The sequence below is a fragment of the Kitasatospora sp. NPDC057595 genome (genome assembly GCF_042800875.1).
Classification (GTDB): Bacteria; Actinomycetota; Actinomycetes; order Streptomycetales; family Streptomycetaceae; genus Kitasatospora.
This window is the reverse complement of the sequence record NZ_JBHVGL010000042.1, coordinates 1-18702: the sequence shown is the minus strand read 5'-3', so window position 1 is coordinate 18702 and position 18702 is coordinate 1. Positions and strand designations below refer to the sequence as shown.

Annotated in this window: 16 protein-coding genes; 12 read left to right on the top strand and 4 right to left on the bottom strand. The window is 73.7% G+C overall.

The window, feature by feature from the left end:
• Nucleotides 1-227: 227 nt before the first annotated feature.
• Nucleotides 228-1568 carry a 4-aminobutyrate--2-oxoglutarate transaminase gene (gabT, locus tag ACFU9E_RS34495; RefSeq protein WP_355372169.1) on the bottom strand — a complete coding sequence of 447 codons (1341 nt, stop codon included), beginning with the start codon at nucleotides 1566-1568 and terminating at the stop codon, nucleotides 228-230.
• Nucleotides 1569-1880: 312 nt separating this feature from the next.
• Between gabT and ACFU9E_RS34490 the strand changes: the two genes are divergently transcribed.
• From ACFU9E_RS34490 to ACFU9E_RS34480, 3 genes are all read left to right on the top strand, one after another.
• A complete protein-coding gene (locus ACFU9E_RS34490; protein ID WP_380715649.1) occupies nucleotides 1881-3884 on the top strand; it encodes an ATP-binding protein in 2004 nt (667 codons plus the stop codon).
• A 183-nt stretch (nucleotides 3885-4067) separates the two neighbouring features.
• The gene (locus tag ACFU9E_RS34485) at nucleotides 4068-5633 is read left to right on the top strand and encodes a PucR family transcriptional regulator (RefSeq protein WP_380687257.1); all 1566 of its coding nucleotides are present in this window, start codon (nucleotides 4068-4070) and stop codon (nucleotides 5631-5633) included.
• 162 nt (nucleotides 5634-5795) lie between these two features.
• The gene (locus ACFU9E_RS34480; RefSeq protein WP_380687255.1) at nucleotides 5796-7238 is read left to right on the top strand and encodes an aldehyde dehydrogenase family protein; all 1443 of its coding nucleotides are present in this window, start codon (nucleotides 5796-5798) and stop codon (nucleotides 7236-7238) included.
• 81 nt (nucleotides 7239-7319) lie between these two features.
• Here ACFU9E_RS34480 and ACFU9E_RS34475 read toward each other — a convergent pair whose 3' ends face one another.
• Nucleotides 7320-7985 (bottom strand): NAD(P)H-binding protein, encoded by a 666-nt coding sequence (locus tag ACFU9E_RS34475; RefSeq protein WP_380684904.1) that lies wholly within the window; start codon nucleotides 7983-7985, stop codon nucleotides 7320-7322.
• Nucleotides 7986-8075: 90 nt separating this feature from the next.
• Between ACFU9E_RS34475 and dxr the strand changes: the two genes are divergently transcribed.
• From dxr to ACFU9E_RS34450, 5 genes are all read left to right on the top strand, one after another.
• Nucleotides 8076-9305 (top strand): 1-deoxy-D-xylulose-5-phosphate reductoisomerase, encoded by a 1230-nt coding sequence (gene dxr, locus ACFU9E_RS34470; protein WP_380684905.1) that lies wholly within the window; start codon nucleotides 8076-8078, stop codon nucleotides 9303-9305.
• A gap of 79 nt (nucleotides 9306-9384) precedes the next feature.
• On the top strand, nucleotides 9385-10689 hold the full coding sequence (locus ACFU9E_RS34465) for a M50 family metallopeptidase (RefSeq protein WP_380684906.1): 1305 nt from the start codon (nucleotides 9385-9387) through the stop codon (nucleotides 10687-10689).
• Nucleotides 10690-10987: 298 nt separating this feature from the next.
• Complete coding sequence (ispG, locus tag ACFU9E_RS34460) at nucleotides 10988-12148, top strand: flavodoxin-dependent (E)-4-hydroxy-3-methylbut-2-enyl-diphosphate synthase (protein WP_355372150.1); 1161 nt, start codon at nucleotides 10988-10990, stop codon at nucleotides 12146-12148.
• A 161-nt stretch (nucleotides 12149-12309) separates the two neighbouring features.
• Nucleotides 12310-13185, top strand: a complete 876-nt coding sequence (locus tag ACFU9E_RS34455; RefSeq protein ID WP_380684913.1) for a GNAT family N-acetyltransferase — start codon at nucleotides 12310-12312, stop codon at nucleotides 13183-13185.
• A 16-nt stretch (nucleotides 13186-13201) separates the two neighbouring features.
• Nucleotides 13202-13807 carry a GNAT family N-acetyltransferase gene (locus tag ACFU9E_RS34450; RefSeq protein WP_380684907.1) on the top strand — a complete coding sequence of 202 codons (606 nt, stop codon included), beginning with the start codon at nucleotides 13202-13204 and terminating at the stop codon, nucleotides 13805-13807.
• On the opposite strand, the gene ACFU9E_RS34445 is transcribed toward ACFU9E_RS34450, so the two are convergent.
• Both ACFU9E_RS34445 and ACFU9E_RS34440 read right to left on the bottom strand, forming a co-directional pair.
• Nucleotides 13780-14700, bottom strand: a complete 921-nt coding sequence (locus ACFU9E_RS34445; protein ID WP_380684908.1) for an aminoglycoside phosphotransferase family protein — start codon at nucleotides 14698-14700, stop codon at nucleotides 13780-13782. The two genes, ACFU9E_RS34450 and ACFU9E_RS34445, sit on opposite strands and share 28 nt — an antisense overlap.
• 261 nt (nucleotides 14701-14961) lie before the next feature.
• Entirely contained in the window at nucleotides 14962-15891 is a 930-nt protein-coding gene (locus ACFU9E_RS34440) for a ferritin-like domain-containing protein (protein ID WP_380684909.1), read from the bottom strand.
• A gap of 285 nt (nucleotides 15892-16176) precedes the next feature.
• Here ACFU9E_RS34440 and rimP point away from each other — a divergent pair, with 285 nt between their 5' ends.
• The 4 genes from rimP to ACFU9E_RS34420 all read left to right on the top strand — a co-directional run.
• Complete coding sequence (gene rimP, locus ACFU9E_RS34435; protein ID WP_380684910.1) at nucleotides 16177-16698, top strand: ribosome maturation factor RimP; 522 nt, start codon at nucleotides 16177-16179, stop codon at nucleotides 16696-16698.
• 57 nt (nucleotides 16699-16755) lie between these two features.
• The gene (nusA, locus tag ACFU9E_RS34430; protein ID WP_355372137.1) at nucleotides 16756-17757 is read left to right on the top strand and encodes a transcription termination factor NusA; all 1002 of its coding nucleotides are present in this window, start codon (nucleotides 16756-16758) and stop codon (nucleotides 17755-17757) included.
• Nucleotides 17758-17884: 127 nt separating this feature from the next.
• Nucleotides 17885-18130, top strand: coding sequence for a YlxR family protein (locus ACFU9E_RS34425; RefSeq protein ID WP_380684911.1), 246 nt, complete (start codon nucleotides 17885-17887; stop codon nucleotides 18128-18130).
• 211 nt (nucleotides 18131-18341) lie between these two features.
• A partial coding sequence (locus ACFU9E_RS34420) for a translation initiation factor IF-2 N-terminal domain-containing protein (protein WP_380715647.1) occupies nucleotides 18342-18702 on the top strand: 361 nt, incomplete at its 3' end.

The following is an 18702-nucleotide window of genomic DNA, read 5'->3' as shown; positions in this document are numbered from 1 at the left end:
GGGGCTCGCTGTCCATCTGTGATGACACTACGTCAAGGTCCGTACGGGGTAGTGGAGCTTCAGCGATTCCGCACACCATCTTCACCGTCCGCGCCGGTGGCGTCACGCCGGGTTCGAACCGAACGGCCCGTGGGGACGAGGTCCCCACGGGCCGTTCAGCGCTGTCCGGACATCCCTCCGGCGGGTCTTCGGTGCGGCGCGGGTCGCCACCGCGGCCGCGGGCCGGCTCAGAGGGCGGCGAACGCGCCCTCGAGAATGTCCAGGCCCTCGTTCAGCAGGTGCTCCGGCATCACCAGCGGCGGCAGGAAGCGCAGCACGTTGCCGTAGGTGCCGGCGGTCAGCACGACCAGGCCCTCGGCGTGGCAGGCCTTGGCGATGGCGGCGGTGGCCTCGGTGTTCGGCTCCTTGCCGCCCGGCTTCACCAGCTCGACGGCGATCATCGCGCCGCGGCCGCGGACCTCACCGATGATCTCGTACTTCTCCTGCATCGCCCGCAGACGGCCCAGCATGATCTCGCCGATCCGCTGCGCCTTGCCGACGAGGTCCTGCTCCTTCATGGTCTCGATGGCGCCGAGCGCGGCGGCGCAGGCCACCGGGTTGCCACCGTAGGTGCCGCCCAGGCCACCGGTCTGCGCGGCGTCCATGATCTCGGCGCGGCCGGTCAGCGCCGACAGCGGCAGACCGCCGGCGATGCCCTTGGCGGTGGTGATCAGGTCCGGGACGATGCCCTCGTCCTCGCACGCGAACCACTGGCCGGTGCGGCAGAAGCCGGTCTGGATCTCGTCCGCGACGAACACGATCCCGTTCGCCTTCGCGAACTCCACGATCGCCGGCAGGAAGCCCTTGGCCGGCTCGATGAAGCCGCCCTCGCCCTGGATCGGCTCGATGATGATCGCGGCGACGTTCTCGGCGCCGATCTGCTTGTTGATGGTGTCGATCGCCTGGGCGGCGGCCTCGGCGGCGCAGTTCTCCGCACCGGTCAGCCAGCGGTACGGGTAGGCGACCGGCACCCGGTAGACCTCGGGGGCGAACGGACCGAAGCCCTGCTTGTACGGCATGTTCTTCGCCGTCAGCGCCAGGGTGAGGTTCGTACGGCCGTGGTAGCCGTGGTCGAACACCACGACGGCCTGGCGCTTGGTGTAGGCGCGGGCGATCTTCACCGCGTTCTCGACGGCCTCGGAGCCCGAGTTGAACAGCGCGGTGCGCTTCTCGTGGTCGCCCGGGGTCAGCTCGTTCAGCTGCTCGGCGACGGCGACGTAGCCCTCGTACGGGGTCACCATGAAGCAGGTGTGGGTGAAGGCGGCCAGCTGCTCGGTCGTCTTCGCCACCACGGCCTCGGCGCTGTTGCCGACGTTGGTCACGGCGATGCCGGAGCCGAAGTCGATCAGCGAGTTGCCGTCCACGTCCTCCAGCACACCGCCGTTGGCACGGGACACGTACACCGGCAGGGTGGTGCCGACGCCGGCCGCCACCGCACCCAGCTTGCGGGCGTGCAGCTCCTGCGACTTCGGACCGGGGATCGCGGTGACCAGGCGGCGCTCCTGCGGGAGCGGCGTTGCGGCGCTCATGGGTTTCTCCAGACTTCTCGGCTCGGTAGTTCGCAGGCTACGGGGGCGCTCTCCGGGCAGGCATGCGCCACTCGGTAGCACTGGGCCGTCCGACTTGTCCGGGGCGGCCAGCGCGGCCGGCGCCACGACCGGCCGCCTTCGCTCCACTACATTGAGCGCGGGCGTGTCGCCGGGGCGGCGGCATGGGTATGGGCGGCACCGACGGCGGTCGGGCCGTCGGGCGAGGGAGCGGGGCCGTACATGGGACTGGACGGGGCACGGAGCCACAGCGAGCGGACCACGGCCACCCCCCACAGTCCACCGCCCACCGTGATGCCGCACCCGCGCTCCCCGGCCGGCGCGGCCTTCGACCTCGCCGCCTGGGTCGCCGCCCCGCGGCCGGAGGCCGCCCCGGGTGTCTTCCGCGAGGGCTACCGGCAGCTCGACCCCGACCGGGCGGAGGCGGCGAAGGTGCCCACCTGGCCCCTTCTCGTCCGCGCTGGTCTGAACGTCGTGGTGGGGTGGTTCGCCTTCGTCTACGGCACACAGCTAGCGCTACACCTGATCGTTCTGACGGTATGGGTGGACCATCCCTCCTCCACAGCGGTCACCGTCGTGGGACTGTCGGTGAATGCCGTCGTGCTCGCCGTGGTCATCAAGGTCTTCGGGCGGATGGGCCGGTGGGTGGAGGTGTGGCGGCGGTATGCGGTGCCGCTGCTGTCGCGGACGGTGACGGAGGAGGAGCCCGCGTCCGTGGAGGAGCGGGCGGAGACGGTGCGGCAGCGGGATCCGTGGGCGGTGCTGCGGCAGGGCGGGGCAGAGGTCGCGGCCGGGCGGCTGGACGGCGAGGCGGTCGGGGACGTCGACTACGTGCGGATCCAGCGGGCGTGGGAGTCGGCCCAGGCGGACCGGGCCTTCCTGCCGGCCTTCGCCGAGCAGGTGTCGCTGCGCGGTGCGGCCGCGTTCGCGCACCCGTCGGAGGCGCGCGAGCTGCCGGGGCGGGCGGAGCGGCACGACCTGCTGCTGGCGCAGGTGCGGCTCGGTACCGCACAGGACGTGCCGAAGAACCCGTTGACCCACCGGGCGGCGGGCTTCGCGCTGGACCCGGCGGTGCTGGGCACCTCGCTGCTGGCGGTGGGCCCGGCCGGGACGGGGAAGACGGCGCGGCTGGCCCGCCCGGTGGCGGAGGCGCTCTGCCTGCAGGCGCTGGCCGGGACGGCGTGCGCGGTGGTGATCGGGTCGGCGGAGGCGGATCTGGGGCCGGACGACTGGTACGACGTGGTGATCGCCCCGGGGCACGCCGGCTCCCGCTACGGGCTGGACCTGTACGGCGCGGCGCAGGACCCGGACGAGGCGGCGGCCCGGCTGGCGGAGGCGCTGCTGCCGGACGAGCTGACGGCGCGCGCCGAGACGGCGCGCACGGCGCTGCAGCAGATGGTGGGACCGTTCCACGCCGCGTTCGGCCGCTACCCGGGGGTGCGCGAGCTGCGCGCGCTGCTCGCCGGGGAGCCGGAGGCGCTGGAGTCGCTGGTGAAGGGGTTGCGCGCGGCGGGCCTGCTGGGCTCGTACGAGCGGGACCTGGAGCACCGGGAGCGCCAGCGCGGCCGGGCGGACGATCCGGGGGCGCTGCTCGCGGACCGGTTGGCGCTGCTGGACCGGCCGGCCTTCGAGGGGGTGTTCGCGACCGACGGCACGGGCCGGCCGCCGTTCGCGATGCGGGTGCTGGACCACCCGCTGCGGGTGCGGGTGAAGCTGCCGGAGCGCAGTCACCCGGAGGCGGCGCGGATGCTGTCGCGGCTGCTGGTGGGCCAGTTCGTGCAGGCCGCGGGGGCCCGGGGGGATCGGTCGCTGTTCGCCGGGCTGGTGGTGGACGACGCCTCGGCGGCCCTGGACGCCGGGATCGTGCGCGGGCTGCAGCGGCTGCGCGGGGCGAACGCCGGGGTGGTGCTGCTGCTGCGCACCCTGGTGGACCTGCCGGAGGCGCTGCGGGCGCCGCTGTTCGGGGCGGTGGGCTGCCGGGCGGCGTTCCCGGGCATCGCGCCGTGGGACGGCCGGCTGTTCTCGGAGGCCTGGGGCACGCACCTGGTGCGGGAGACGGCGGTGACGCTGGCGCCGGACACCTCGGGCGGGATCGTGCGACGGGCCGGGCGGCTGGGCCGCAAGGCGCTGTCGGGGACGACCGCGCAGACGGAGTCGGTGACCACGCGGGAGGTGGAGCGGCTGCGGTGGTCCCCCTCGGACCTGGCGCACGCGCTGCCGGCCGGGCACGCGGTGCTGTCGCTGACGGCGGTGTCGGGGGAGCAGGTGCCGCCGCTGCTGGTGGACCTGCGGGGTTGAGGGCCCCGGACGGACCCGGACGGACCCCGGGCGGAACTCGCCGTTAAAGCTCGCCTTCGAGGTGGATTCAGCAGTGCGGGTTGTCCGGGGCGTCCATAATGAGAGGTGGGAATCCCCCCAGGACCCCCAGCCCTCTCTCGCCCGGCCGCAACGGCGCGGTCGGGTCGTTCCCTCGAAGGTGCCATGCCCCCCACACTTGCCTCCGTCGTCCGCAACACCTCGCTCCATCTGACGGTCCTCGCCGGTGCGGACCACCTGGAGCGGCCGGTCCGTTGGGTGCACACCAGCGAACTGGACGACCCGACGCCGTTCCTGGAGGGTGGTGAGCTGCTGCTCACCACCGGGATCAAGCTCGGCCGTACCGCCGCCCAGTTGCAGGCGTACGTGCACCGGCTGGCCGACGCGGGGGTGGTCGGGCTCGGGCTGGGGGTGGGCCTGTCGCACACCGAGGTGCCGCAGCCGCTGGTGGACGCCGCGGCGCAGCGCGGGCTGCCGCTGCTGCGGGTGCCGGAGCCGACGCCGTTCATCGCGATCAGCAAGGTGGTGTCGGCGGCGCTGGCCGCCGAGCAGTACGAGGCGGTGACGACCAGCTTCGAGGCGCAGGAGGAGCTGACCCGGGCGGCGCTGGGCAAGGACGGTACGACGGCGGTGGTCCGGCGGCTGGCGGCCCGGCTGGGCGGCTGGGCGGCGCTGTACGACGGGTCGGGCGCGCTGTCGGTGGTGGCGCCGGACTGGGCGGCGCGCCGGGCCGGGCGGCTGGCGGCGGAGGTGGACCGGCTGCGGCGGCGGCCGGCGCCGTCGAGCGCGGCGCTGCAGGGCCGCGCGCCGGGGATAGACACGGCGGACGAGGACTACGTGGTGGTCCAGTCGCTGGGGGCGGACCGGCGGGCCCGGGGTTTCCTGGCGGTGGGTACCGAGGACCGGATCACGCCGACCGAGCGGTACGTGCTGAACGCGGCGGTGGCGCTGCTGACGCTGACCCTGGAGCGGTCGCGTGAGCTGCGGCAGGCCGAGGAGAAGATGGGCGCCGCGCTGCTGCGGATGGTGCTGGCCGGTGAGGTGGCGACGGCGCGGCAGGTGGCGGCGGGTCTGTTCGGGGGGCTGCCGGAGGGAACCGTCCGGGTGCTGGTGGCCGGGGCGCCGCAGGGGGCGGACGCCGGGGAGGCACTGGGCGAGCTGGGCGACCGGGCCGAGCAGGCCGGGTCGCGGGTCGGCGAGAAGCTGCTGGTGGCACGGGAGGACGGCGCGCACGGGGCGCGGCTGATGGTGCTGGCGCTGGACAACGGCGCGGTGCACCGGGCGTGCCTGGGCGCGGTGGAGGAGCACGAGGGCCTGTCGCTGGGTGTGTCGGCGCCGGCCGCGCTGGAGGACGCCGGGACGGCGCACGCGCAGGCCGAGCGGGCGCTGGCGGTGGCGCTGCGCGGCGGGCGTCGTTCGGTGGACCACGAGGAGGTCGGCGCGGGCTCGCTGCTGCCGCTGCTCGGCGAGGACGCCGTGACGGCCTTCGCGGAGGGCCTGCTGCGGCCGCTGCGGGAGCACGACCGTACGGCGCGCGGCGATCTGGTGGCCTCGCTGCGGGCGTGGCTGTCGCGGCACGGGCAGTGGGACGCGGCGGCGGCCGACCTCGGGGTGCACCGGCACACGCTGCGGTACCGGATGCGGCGGGTGGAGGAGCTGCTGGGGCGGTCGCTGGACGACACCGACGTCCGGATGGAGCTCTGGCTGGCGTTGCGCTCCGGCGAGGAGTGAGCGGCGCGCGGTGGGGCCGGGCGGGGCTGGACGCGGTGGAGTGGCCGCGGGGGCGAACGCTACTCGGTGTCCAATCCGGTCGGCGCGTCGCCCGTCCTACCCTCGGTTCTGGCTCCACGTCCGTGGGGTCGTGAGGACGACGAGGAGAGGGCCGGTACCACGGTGACCACCACGTACGATTTCTGGCTGGCCGGCCGCCGGGCGAGCGGCGACGCCGACTTCGAGGTGCACAACAGCTGGGACGGCCGCCTGGTCGGCAAGGTGAGCATCCCCACCGAGGCGCAGGTCGAGGAGGCCCTGGAGGCCGCCGTCGCCGCGCTGCCGGTGTTCGCCGCGACCCCTGCGCACGTGCGCACCGCCGCTCTGGACCACGTGGCGCGGCGGCTGACCGAGCGCACCGAGGAGCTCGCCCAGCTGATCACCGCCGAGAACGGCAAGCCGATCAAGTGGGCCCGCGGTGAGATCGGCCGCGCCGTCTCGGTGTTCCGCTGGGCGGCCGAGGAGGCCCGCCGGACCAACGGCGAGACCATGCGCCTGGACACCGACCCGGGCGGCACGGGCCGCTTCGCGGTGGTGCGCCGCTTCCCGCGCGGCGTGGTGCTGGGCATCGCCCCGTTCAACTTCCCGCTGAACCTGGTCGCCCACAAGATCGCCCCCGCGATCGCGGTCGGCGCCCCGATCATCCTCAAGCCGGCCCCGGCCACCCCGCTGTCGGCCATGGTGCTGGGCGAGATCCTCGCCGAGACCGAGCTGCCGGCCGGTTCGTGGAGCGTCCTGCCGGTGCCGAACGACCGGATGCCGGCCCTGGTGCAGGACCCGCGTCTGCCGGTGATCTCCTTCACCGGTTCGGACAAGGTCGGCTACCAGATCATGGACTCGGTGCCGCGCAAGCACACCACCCTGGAGCTGGGCGGCAACGCGGCGGCCGTGGTGCTCGCCGACTGGTCCTCCGAGGCGGACCTGGAGTGGGCGGCCACCCGGATCGCGATGTTCGCCAACTACCAGGGCGGCCAGTCCTGCATCTCGGTGCAGCGGGTGATCGCCGACGCGTCGGTGTACGACGCGCTGGCCGAGAAGGTCGTCGCCAAGGTGCGGGCCCAGGTCACCGGTGACCCGAACGACGACGCGACGGACGTCGGTCCGCTGGTCGACGAGAACGCCGCCAAGCGGGTGGAGTCCTGGGTGGACGACGCGGTCGCCAAGGGCGCGAAGCTGCTCACCGGCGGCACCCGCGAGGGCGCGACCTACGCCCCGACCGTGCTGGCCGAGCTGCCGGCCGACGCGATCCTGGCCACCTCCGAGGTGTTCGGCCCGGTCCTGTCGCTGCACAAGGTGGACGGCGTGGACGAGGCCTTCGCCGCCGTCAACGACTCGCTGTTCGGCCTGCAGGCGGGCGTGTTCACGCACGACCTGCAGACCGCCTTCCGCGCCCACCAGGAGCTGGAGGTCGGCGGTGTGATCATCGGCGACGCGCCGTCCTACCGCGCCGACCAGATGCCGTACGGCGGCGTCAAGGACTCCGGCGTCGGCCGCGAGGGCGTCCGCTACGCGATGGACGACTACACCGTCGAGAAGGTCCTGGTCCTCACCGGCCTCGCCCTCTGAAGGTGACGTGAGCGAGGGCCCGGCCGCCGTGTGCGGCCGGGCCCTCGCGCATGCACGGGGGCACGACAGGGCCGGACGCGGTCAGGCGTGGCCGCCGGCTGCCGCGACGGCCTCGGCCACGGTGGCGTCGCCGCCGGTCAGCTCCAGGGTCTGCCCGGCGGTGCCGGGCTCGTGCAGCAGCGCGGCGAGCACGGCGGCGACGTCCTGCCGGTCGACGGAGCCGCGCGGCACGCTCGGTGCGAGCCGGACCCGGCCGGTGCCCGGGCCGTCGGTGAGACGCCCGGGGCGCAGCACCGTCCAGTCCAGCGCGCCGCGGGCCCGGACGGCGTCCTCGGCGGCGCCCTTGGCCCTCAGATAGGTCTCGAAGACCTCGTCGGACGGGTACCGGGCCCGGGCGTCGGCGCCCATCGAGGAGACCAGGAGGTAGCGGCGCACGCCCGCCGACACGGCGGCGTCGGCGAGCAGCACGGCCGCGTCCCGGTCGACGGTGAGCTTGCGGGCGGCGCCGCTGCCCGGTCCGGCCCCGGCCGCGAACACCACGGCGTCGGCGCCGTCGAGCAGCGGGGCGAGTTCGGCCGCGGCGGCCGTCTCCAGGTCGAGCAGCAGCGGTTCGGCCCCGGCCGCGACGAGGTCGTCGGCCTGTTCGGGGCGGCGGATGATCCCGGCGGGGCGGTCGCCGCGGTCGGCGAGCAGCCGTTCCAGGCGGCGGGCGATCTGGCCGTGGCCCCCGGCGATGACGATGCGCATGGCTCCGACGGTAGCCCGGGGGCGGGTCCGCCGCCCCCGGGAACGGTCCCGTGGTGCCGGGCGGGGAGCCGGGCAGGACACAATGGGCGCATGACTTCGCTCGCCCACCCGCAGCTGCGGTTCACCCCCGAGGTGAACACCCCCTCCGGCCCCCGGGAGCTGGTGATCCTCGGCTCCACCGGTTCGATCGGCACCCAGGCCATCGACGTGGTCCTGCGCAACCCGGACCGGTTCCGGGTGGTGGCCCTGTCGGCGGCCGGCGGCCGGGTGGAGCTGCTCGCCGAGCAGGCGCTGCGGCTGGGCGTGCACACCGTGGCGGTGGCCGATCCGGCGGCCGAGCCGGCGCTGCGCGAGGCGCTGGCGGCGAAGGCGGCGGGCCGTGCGCTGCCGGCCGTGCTGGTCGGCCCGGACGCGGCGACCGAGCTGGCGGCGATGGAGTGCCACTCGGTGCTGAACGGCATCACCGGCTCGATCGGCCTGCGCCCGACGCTGGCGGCGCTGCGGGCCGGCCGGGTGCTGGTGCTGGCCAACAAGGAGTCGCTGATCGTCGGCGGTCCGCTGGTGAAGGCGGCCGCGAAGCCGGGGCAGATCGTGCCGGTGGACTCGGAGCACGCCGCGCTGTTCCAGGCGCTGGCCGGCGGCACCCGGGCGGAGGTCCGCAAGCTGGTGGTGACGGCGAGCGGCGGCCCGTTCCGCAACCGCGGCCGCGCCGAGCTGGCGGGCGTCACCCCGGCCGAGGCGCTGGCGCACCCGACCTGGGCGATGGGCCCGGTCGTCACGATCAACTCGGCCACCCTGGTGAACAAGGGCCTGGAGGTGATCGAGGCGCACCTGCTGTACGACGTGCCGTTCGACCGGATCGAGGTCGTGGTCCATCCGCAGTCGGTCGTCCACTCGATGGTGGAGTTCATCGACGGTTCCACGCTGGCGCAGGCGAGCCCGCCGGACATGCGGATGCCGATCGCGCTGGGCCTGGGCTGGCCGGACCGGGTGCCGGACGCGGCTCCGGCCTGCGACTGGACCAAGGCGGCGACCTGGGAGTTCTTCCCGCTGGACGACGACGCCTTCCCGGCGGTCGAGCTGGCCCGCGAGGTCGGCACGCTGGGCGGCACCGCCCCGGCGGTGTTCAACGCGGCCAACGAGGAGTGCGTGGACGCCTTCCTGAACGGACGCCTCGCCTTCACCGGGATCGTGGACACTGTGGCGAAGGTCGTGGCGGAGCACGGCACGCCGGTGGCGGGAACTTCGCTGACGGTCGAGGACGTCCTGCACGCGGAGGACTGGGCGCGCGCCCGGGCCCGCGAGCTGGCCGGGGGCTGATCCGGGACCGCCCGGACGGCGCCGCCGGACGACCGGTACGACGACAGGATGAGCGGAGTGGCATGACGGAGGAGCAGCGGTGGCAACGGTGATGACGGTGGTCGGCATCCTGGTCTTCGTACTGGGACTGCTCGTTTCGATCGCCTGGCACGAGCTCGGCCACCTCTCCACGGCCAAGCTGTTCGGCATCCGGGTGCCGCAGTACATGGTCGGCTTCGGACCGACGGTCTGGTCGCGGAAGAAGGGCGAGACCGAGTACGGCCTCAAGGCCGTCCCGCTGGGCGGGTACATCCGGATGATCGGGATGTTCCCGCCCGGCGCGGACGGGCGGATCACCCAGCGCTCCACCTCGCCCTGGCGGACCATGATCGAGGACGCCAGGGAGGCCTCCTACGAGGAGGTCAAGGAGGGCGACGAGAACCGGCTCTTCTACACGCGCAAGCCCTGGAAGCGCGTGATCGTCATGTTCGCCGGGCCGTTCATGAACCTGATCCTCTCCTTCGGGCTCTTCCTGACGGTGATGATGGGCTTCGGCGTCCCGATGTCGGTGCCGACCATCGGCACCGTCTCGGAGTGCGTGGTCAAGGCCGGTCAGCCGACCGACACCTGCCCGGCGGACGCGCCCATGGCGCCCGCCTTCCAGGCCGGTCTGAAGCCGGGCGACAAGGTGGTCTCCTTCGACGGCGACCGGATCACCACCTACGAGCAGCTCCAGGGCGACATCCGCAAGTCGGCCGGCAAGACGGTCGAGGTGGTGGTCGAGCGCGGCGGGCAGCAGCTCACCCTCACCCCGACCATCGCCGTCAACGACGTGCAGAAGTACGACGACAACGGCGTGCCGGTCAAGGGCGAGACGGTGCGGGCCGGCTTCCTCGGCTTCACCCCGACCAGCGGCGTGGTCCAGCTCGGCTTCGGGCAGTCCGTCGACCGGATGTACGACATGGCGCAGAACGGCGTGAAGTCGCTCGCCGCGCTGCCCGGCAAGATCCCGGGCCTGTGGCACTCGGTGGTGGACGGCACCCCGCGCGAGGTCGACTCGCCGATCGGCATGGTCGGCGCCGCCCGGGTCAGCGGCGAGGTGTTCGCGCTGGACATCCCGGGCAGCCAGCGGGTCGCCTACTTCGTCAACCTGCTCGCCGGGATCAACCTCTCGCTGTTCCTCTTCAACATGCTGCCGCTGCTGCCGCTGGACGGCGGCCACATCGCGGGCGCGGTCTGGGAGTCGGTGCGCCGCCGCTTCGCCGCCCTCTTCCGCCGTCCCGACCCCGGCCCGTTCGACGTGGCCCGGCTGATGCCGCTCGCCTACGTCGTGGCCAGTGTGTTCATCGGCTTCACCCTGCTGGTGCTGGTGGCCGACCTGGTGAACCCCGTCAAGATCAGCTAGCGCCTGTCGTCGAACTCCCGTCGTCCGCCCGAAGGGCGGGCCGGCCGGCGTCGGGGTGCGTGCACCGCAAGGCGGAGGTGGGGGCAGCTCCCGGCCGGAGGCCGGCGGAGTGCATGCCCCGGCGTTGCCCGGCAGGCGGGAGTTCGACGACAGGCCCTGGGACGGGGCCGGTGGGTGCGCGGGCGCCCGTTGCCGTGCCGTACCGTTGGAGCCCGGGCGTGCGATCGTCGGCGCGTCCGGGCTCGGCCGTCCCAGCGGCCGGACCGACCACACCTCAACCCCGGGGAACCCTGCGCACATGACCGCGATCTCGCTCGGTATTCCGTCTCTGCCGCTCAAGCCGCTCGCCAAGCGCCGTGTCTCCCGTCAGATCATGGTCGGCAACGTGCCGGTCGGCGGCGACGCCCCCGTCTCGGTGCAGTCCATGACGACCACGGTGACTTCGGACATCAACGCCACGCTGCAGCAGATCGCGGAGCTCACCGCGTCCGGCTGCCAGATCGTGCGGGTCGCCGTCCCCTCCCAGGACGACGCCGACGCACTGCCGATCATCGCCAAGAAGTCGCAGATCCCGGTGATCGCCGACATCCACTTCCAGCCGAAGTACGTCTTCGCGGCCATCGACGCCGGCTGCGCCGCTGTCCGCGTCAACCCGGGCAACATCAAGGCCTTCGACGACAAGGTCGGCGAGATCGCCAAGGCCGCCAAGGACGCCGGTGTGCCGATCCGGATCGGCGTCAACGCCGGCTCGCTCGACAAGCGCCTGCTGGAGAAGTACGGCCGGGCCACCCCCGAGGCGCTGGTCGAGTCCGCGCTCTGGGAGTGCTCGCTCTTCGAGGAGCACGACTTCCGCGACATCAAGATCTCGGTCAAGCACAACGACCCGGTCGTGATGATCAACGCCTACCGCCAGCTCGCCGCCGCCTGTGACTACCCGCTGCACCTCGGAGTCACCGAGGCCGGTCCGGCCTTCCAGGGCACCATCAAGTCCGCGGTCGCCTTCGGCGCGCTGCTCGCCGAGGGCATCGGCGACACCATCCGGGTCTCGCTGTCCGCCCCGCCGGCCGAGGAGATCAAGGTCGGCAACCAGATCCTGGAGTCGCTGGGCCTGCGCCAGCGCGGTCTGGAGATCGTCTCCTGCCCGTCCTGCGGCCGCGCCCAGGTCGACGTCTACAAGCTCGCCGAGGAGGTCACGGCGGGCCTGGAGGGCATGAACGTGCCGCTGCGCGTCGCCGTCATGGGCTGCGTCGTCAACGGTCCGGGTGAGGCCCGCGAGGCCGACCTCGGTGTCGCCTCCGGCAACGGCAAGGGCCAGATCTTCGTCAAGGGCGAGGTCATCAAGACCGTCCCCGAGTCCAAGATCGTGGAGACCCTGATCGAGGAGGCGTTCAAGATCGCCGAGCAGATGGAGGCCGAGGGCGCCGAGTCCGGCGCGCCGACCGTCACCGCCGGCGAGTGACCCGGCCCGGTACCGGGGGTGCCGGGTCGTCCGAAAGTCTTCCGGAAGCGGGGCCGTCCGTGCGCGGGCGGCCCCGCGGCCGTATCCGGGTGGGGGCACGGAGTAGGGTGCGGCCAGAGTCGTCTCAGTAAGGTGCTGTCTCGATGCTCGATCGAGGTGTGATGCTCCCCAGCTCGTTCCAGGCCGCGCGCGCCCTGGCGACCACCCGCGTGCTGGAACCGCCGGACCTCGCCGACGCGCTCGCCGTCCTCCACCGCGACCCGGTCGCCAACGCCTTCGTGGCCACCCGGGTGGAGGCCGTCGGCCTCGACCCCTGGCGGCTCGGCGGCGAGATGTGGGGCTGGTACGACGAGCACGGCGAACTCGACGCGCTCTGCTACGCGGGCGCCAACCTGGTCCTGGTGAACGCCGGGCCGCCGGCGGTCCAGGCCTTCGCCGAGCGCGCCCGCAGACAGGGGCGGCGCTGTTCCTCCATCGTGGGCCCGGCCGGGCCCACGTCGGCGCTGTGGGCGCTGCTGGAGCGCAGCTGGGGGGCGGCCCGGGAGGTGCGGGCGCACCAGCCGCTGATGTCGACGAGCGTGCCGTCCGCGGAGATCTCGCCGGATCCGCTGGTGCGGCGGGTACGGCGCAATGAGATCGAGACCCTGATGCCGGCCTGTGTGGCGATGTTCACCGAGGAGGTAGGGGTCTCGCCGCTGGCCGGCGACGGGGGGCTGCTCTACCAGGCCCGGGTCGCCGAACTCGTCTCCACCGGGCGCTCGTTCGCCCGGTTCGGGGAGGCGGGGGAGGTGGTGTTCAAAGCCGAGATCGGGGCCGTCACGGCGGGGGCCTGTCAGATCCAGGGGGTGTGGGTGGCGCCCGAGCACCGGGGGAAGGGGCTCTCCGAGATCGGGATGGCGGCGGTGCTGGACATCGCGCTGCGGGAGGTGGCGCCGGTGGTCTCGCTGTACGTCAACGACTACAACCTGCGGGCGCGGGCGGCGTACCGGCGGGTGGGGTTCCGGGAGGTCGGGGCGTTCATGAGCGTGCTGTTCTGAGGGGCGGGGATCGGGCATGGAGCGGCTGACGGGTGTGACGGTCGAGGCCATCGACCTTGCGGTGTGGGCTCCGCAGGCCCTTGAGGTCCAGGCGGTGGCGTTCGGGCTCACGCCGGAGGAGGTCATGGTCCGGCTGCACATCGTCGGGCGGCACGCGCAGCAGCCGGGGGTGATCGCGCTCGGGGCGTTCAGCGGGGGCGGGGGGACGGCCGGGCGGGGGCGGTTGGTGGGGTTCGGGTACGGGATGCCCAACCACCGGGAGCACTGGTGGAGCACGGTGATCGAGCCCTATCTGGTCGCCCGGGGCTACGGGGACTGGCTGGACGGAGTCTTCGCGGTCACCGAGCTGCACGTGCTGCCGGAGTACCAGGGGCGGGGGGTCGGCTCGGCGCTGATCCGCACGCTGACCGGGCTCTCCGGGATGGACCGCAGCATCCTCTCCGCGATCGACGCCGAGACGCCGGCCCGGCGGCTCTACCGGTCCCTGGGGTACCGGGACCTCGCGCGGGCCGTGCACTTCCCGAACACGGAGCGGCGGTACGCGGTGATGGGGGCGCCGTTGCCGTTGCGGGAGGCCGGTGGGGCCGGGCCGGCTCAGAGCGCGCCGGCGAACTCCAGGTAGAGCTCGGCCTCGGGGCGGCGGCCGGCGGCGAGGGCGGTCAGGGCGAGGTCGACGGCGCGGACCAGGGTCCAGCCGCGGAGGCGGTCGCGGTCGACGTCCAGGGCGTCGGCGAGTTGGTGCAGACGGCGGCGGAGGGCGGCAGGGAGGCCGGGGGAGCCGACGAGCGTGTCCGCGCGGTCCAGGGCGAGGCGGGCCAGGTCGTAGGCGCGTTCGCCGACCAGGGGGCGGGGGGCGATCGCCAGCCAGGGGGCGCGGTCGGCGGCGAGGACGTTGCCGTGGTGGAAGTCGCCGTGGAGGAGGAACTCCTCGGTGGCGGAGGCGGTGAGGGAGGCGGCGGTTTCCCTGGCCTCGGTGAGGAGGGGGGTGGCTTCGTCGGGGAGGGCGGGGAGTCCGCCGGGGAGCGTGGTGGGGGTGGTCGGGAGCTTGTGGTGGGGGTGGGAGACGGGGAGGGGGAGCCAGAGGCGGTGGAGGAGGCTGGTGGCTTCCAGCATGGCCTTGGGTTCGGCGAGGGAGCGGAGCGGGATCTCGCCGTGCAGGCGCTCCAGGAGGAGCACGCTGCTGGTGGGGGTGCGGTGGGCGTCGAGGAGGAGGACGGCGCCGCGGCCGGCCCAGGTGGTGAGGGCTTCGGGCTCGTGGGCAGTTTCCGGGGTGCGGAGGGAGACCTTGAGGGCGGCCGGGGTGAGGTCGTCGTCGCGGTGGACGTAGGCGACCAGGCTGAGGGTGCCGCCGGGGTCCAGGACGCGGTCCAGGGTGACGCCGAGACGGGTGAGCTGGGCGGAGACGAGGGTGGGCAGTTCGGCCAGCCAGCTGGTCGCCTCGGCGGGGTGGGCGGCGGTGATGCTGCGGGTGAGCCAGTCGGGGACGGTGCTCTGCCCTGGTGCTGGTGCCGACATGGTGGCCTTCCGGTCGCGGGTCCCCTGGGGTGGTACGGGTTCATTGTCCGTTATGAGAGGGATGGGGTGGGGTGGCGGCGCGGGGTGGGGGTGTGCGGGGTGGGGGTGCGCGGTGGGGCTCCCGGGAGGGTGGGTGCGGGGTCGGCTCCGGGGGTGGCCGCTCCGGGGGCTGGATGATTTTCCGACTGCCGACCCTGGTGGGGGTGGGTGGGGTGGTGCGGGTGACTCTTTGCGGGCGCGCGGCTTGGCTCGCGTGCCCGGTCAGGGGGTGATGCTGGGGGTGGGGGTGCTGGGGAGGCCGGGGAAGGGGGTGGGGGTGGCGCCCCAGTGGCGGGCGCGGAGGGCGGAGTCGCGGAGGGCGTCGGCGGCGAGGGGGCGGTGGGGGGCGGGGGCGGCGGCGACCAGGTCGGCGTAGACGGTGGTGAGGCGGGTTTCCAGGTGGGCGGCGAGGCGGGTGGCGGCTGGGGCGTCGGTGACCGGGAAAGGGAGCTGGTAGCCGGCGGCCGCGGCGGTGGGGGTGGCGCCGCTGGTGGTGAGGAGGCGCTGCCAGGCGTCGCGGCGGGACTGGTGGGCGGCCAGGGTGGTGCGGGCGTCGGTGCGCTGCTGGTCGTCGGTGAGACGGGCGCCGACCACGCCGTAGCCGTAGACGGCGGCGTGTTCGGCGCTCAGGGCGTCCTGGAAGGCGGTGGCCGGGTCGGGCGAGGGGGAAGGGGCGGCGGCGGGGGCGGTGGTGCCGGGGTCGCCGAGGGCCACGGCGTGCAGCACGCCGGCGGTGGAGACGGAGGCCAGCAGACGGGCCAGCTGCGGGGAGGCGGCACCCAGGTCGGCGAGGCGGGACTGGGCGGTCTGGTGTTCGAGGGCGGCCAGGGCGGTGAGGGTGGTGGGGGCGGTGCTGGGCGGGGCGGTGACCGTGGGGGGTGCGGTGGTGGTGGGCTGGAGGGCGGCGCGGTGCTGGGCGACCTCGGCGCGCAGCGGCTGGAGCTGGGGGGCCTGGGGGAGGAGGGCGTCGTAGCCGGCCAGGAGGGTGTCGGTGGCGGCGACGGCGCGCAGCCGGATCGGCTCGTCCGGGTCGGGGCGGCGGGCGGCGCCGGCCGGGGTGTCGTCGTGGGGCTCGGTGCAGGCGGTGAGGACTGTGCCGGCGGTGACGAGCAGTCCGAGGGTGAGGAAGGTCCGTCGGCTGCGCGGCTGCATGGGTGTCACTCCGGGGCGTGTACGGGAGGACGGCCTGCCCGCCTGCCCTCGTTGGCGTGAATGATTACAGAATCCTTACGTCTGTGGGGGCCGATCGAGTTGTCGGTGAGGGGTGTGAGCTTGCTCGCACCGGGCGCGGCGGGGTCGGGGCCGGAATCGGTGGTTGGGGGGTTCACCGGCTAGGCTTTGGGCCGAGCTGCCGCGACCCGGCCGCGCGCCGTACCGGCGCCGGGGGTGCGGGGCGACCTTCCGACAACAGCAGACGCGGCCGAGGAGTCCACCCGGATGAGCACCACCCACATCGACCGGCTGCGCGCGTTGCTGGAGCCGCTGGCCGCGCAGGCGGGCCTGGACCTGGAGGACGTCAAGGTCACCCAGGCGGGCAGCCGCCGCCAGGTGCAGATCGACGTGGACGCCGACGGCGGCGTGGACCTGGACACCATCGCCGAGTTCAGCCGGGTGGTCGGCGAGGCCCTGGACGAGTCGGACGTGATGGGTTCCGGGGCGTACGTCCTGGAGGTCGGCTCGCCGGGCGCGGAGCGTCCGCTGAGCGTGCCGCGGCACTGGATCCGCGCCGAGGGCCGGCTGGCCAAGATCCACCTGGTGGACGGCGGGGAGATCGTCGCCCGGGTGCTGGAGGCGGACGAGGACGGCGCGCTGGTCGAGGTGCAGCCGGTCAAGGGCCGTGGCCGGCCCAAGGAGCGCCGGCTGGAGTACGGCGAGGTCGCCCGGGCCCGGGTCCAGGTGGAGTTCAACCGCAAGGACGACGAGCTGCTGCTCGACGAGGGGGACGACGGTGCGGAGTGACGACCTGCGCACCGACCGCACCATGATGAACGTGACGAAAGACGAGGAGGCGTAGCCGTGGACATCGACATGAGTGCCCTGCGCACGCTGGTCAGCGAGAAGAACATCCCCTTCGGCCTCGTGGTCGAGTCGATCGAGTCGGCCCTCCTCACCGCGTACCACCGCACCGAGGGCTCGCGCCGCCGCGCCCGGGTCGAGCTGGACCGCAAGACCGGCCACGTGACGGTCTGGGCGACCGAGGACGCGTCGGAGCTGGAGGAGGGTGTCGAGCCGAAGGAGTTCGACGACACCCCGAGCGGTTTCGGCCGGATCGCCTCCAGCATCGGCATGCAGGTGATGATGCAGCGGCTGCGTGACGCCGCCGACGACCAGACCTTCGGCGAGTACGCGGGCAAGGAGGGCGACATCGTCACCGGTGTCGTCCAGCAGGGCAACGACCCGAAGAACGTGCTGGTCGACATCGGCAAGCTGGAGGCCATCCTCCCGCCGCAGGAGCAGGTCCCGGGCGAGGACTACCGCCACGGCACCCGGCTGAAGTGCTACGTCGTGGCCGTGCGCCGGGGTGTGCGCGGCGCGTCGGTGACGCTGTCGCGCACCCACCCGAACCTGGTGAAGAAGCTGTTCGCGCTGGAGGTCCCGGAGATCGCGGACGGCAGCGTGGAGATCGCGGCGATCGCCCGTGAGGCCGGCCACCGGACCAAGATCGCGGTCTGGTCGCGCCGCCAGGGGCTGAACGCCAAGGGCGCCTGCATCGGTCCGATGGGCTCCCGGGTGCGCGCGGTGATGGGCGAGCTGCACGGCGAGAAGATCGACATCGTCGACTGGTCGGAGGACCCGCGCGAGATGGTCGCCGCCGCGCTGTCCCCCGCCCGGGTGACCAGCGTGGAGATCGTCGACGCCGCCCAGCGCTCCGCGCGGGTGATCGTGCCGGACTACCAGCTGTCGCTGGCGATCGGCAAGGAGGGGCAGAACGCCCGTCTCGCGGCCCGGCTCACCGGGTGGCGGATCGACATCCGGCCGGACACCGAGGGTGGCGAGCAGGAATCCGCGACCCCGTAGTCGTTGTTGTCCGAGTGCCCCCGCCGCTCCCTCCGGGATCGGCGGGGCGGCGCCATGTCCCTTCGGAGGGGTAGACTTGCCTTCGTCTGGCCGGACGCACGTCCGAGCACGCCCGGAACGCACCTGCGTGGGCTGCCGCAAGCGAGCGGCCAAGCACCAGCTGTTGCGTGTCACGGCGGTCGAGGGCGTCTGCGTCCCCGATCCCCGTGGCGCACTGCCGGGCCGGGGCGCACACCTGCACCCCGAACCGGCCTGCCTCGACCTCGCGGTCCGCCGACGGGCGTTCCCCCGGGCCTTCCGGCTCCAGGGCGCGCTCGACACCGGGCGGCTCCGCGAGTACATCGAGGAGCGGGTGAGCGACAGCTCCCCGTGACGGCCGCCGCTCGCGCGGCGGAGAACCACCGCAACAAGCACGGCACACGGGCAGCCGTACGCCGTGCCACCAGTCAGGTACCTCGCGATGTGGAAGTAGGTCGAGATTGCGATGAGCACTCGATGAGTACGCGATGAGTACGCGATGGGTACGCCCATGAAGTAGCGACAGTCCGGCGGACGAGACCCCCGGACTCATAGACAGGAGTGAAGTGGCTAAGGTCCGGGTTTACGAACTCGCCAAGGAGCTCGGTTTGGAGAGCAAGGCCGTCATGGCCAAGCTCACCGAGCTGGGTGAGTTCGTCCGTTCGGCGTCCTCGACGATCGAGGCGCCGGTCGTACGCAAGTTGACTGACGCGCTTGGTGTGGCCCCCACCGGTGGTTCCGCTGCCAAGCCGGGCCCGCGGAAGCCCGCGGCGCCCCAGCCCGCGGCCGGTTCGGCCGCGGGTGCACCCAAGCCGGGTGCCCCGACCCCGGGTCCGCGCCCCGCGGCCCCCGGTCCCCGTCCGACCCCCGCGGCCGCCGCTCCGGCACCGGCCGCCCCCGCCGCGGCCCGGCCGTCCGGCCCGACGC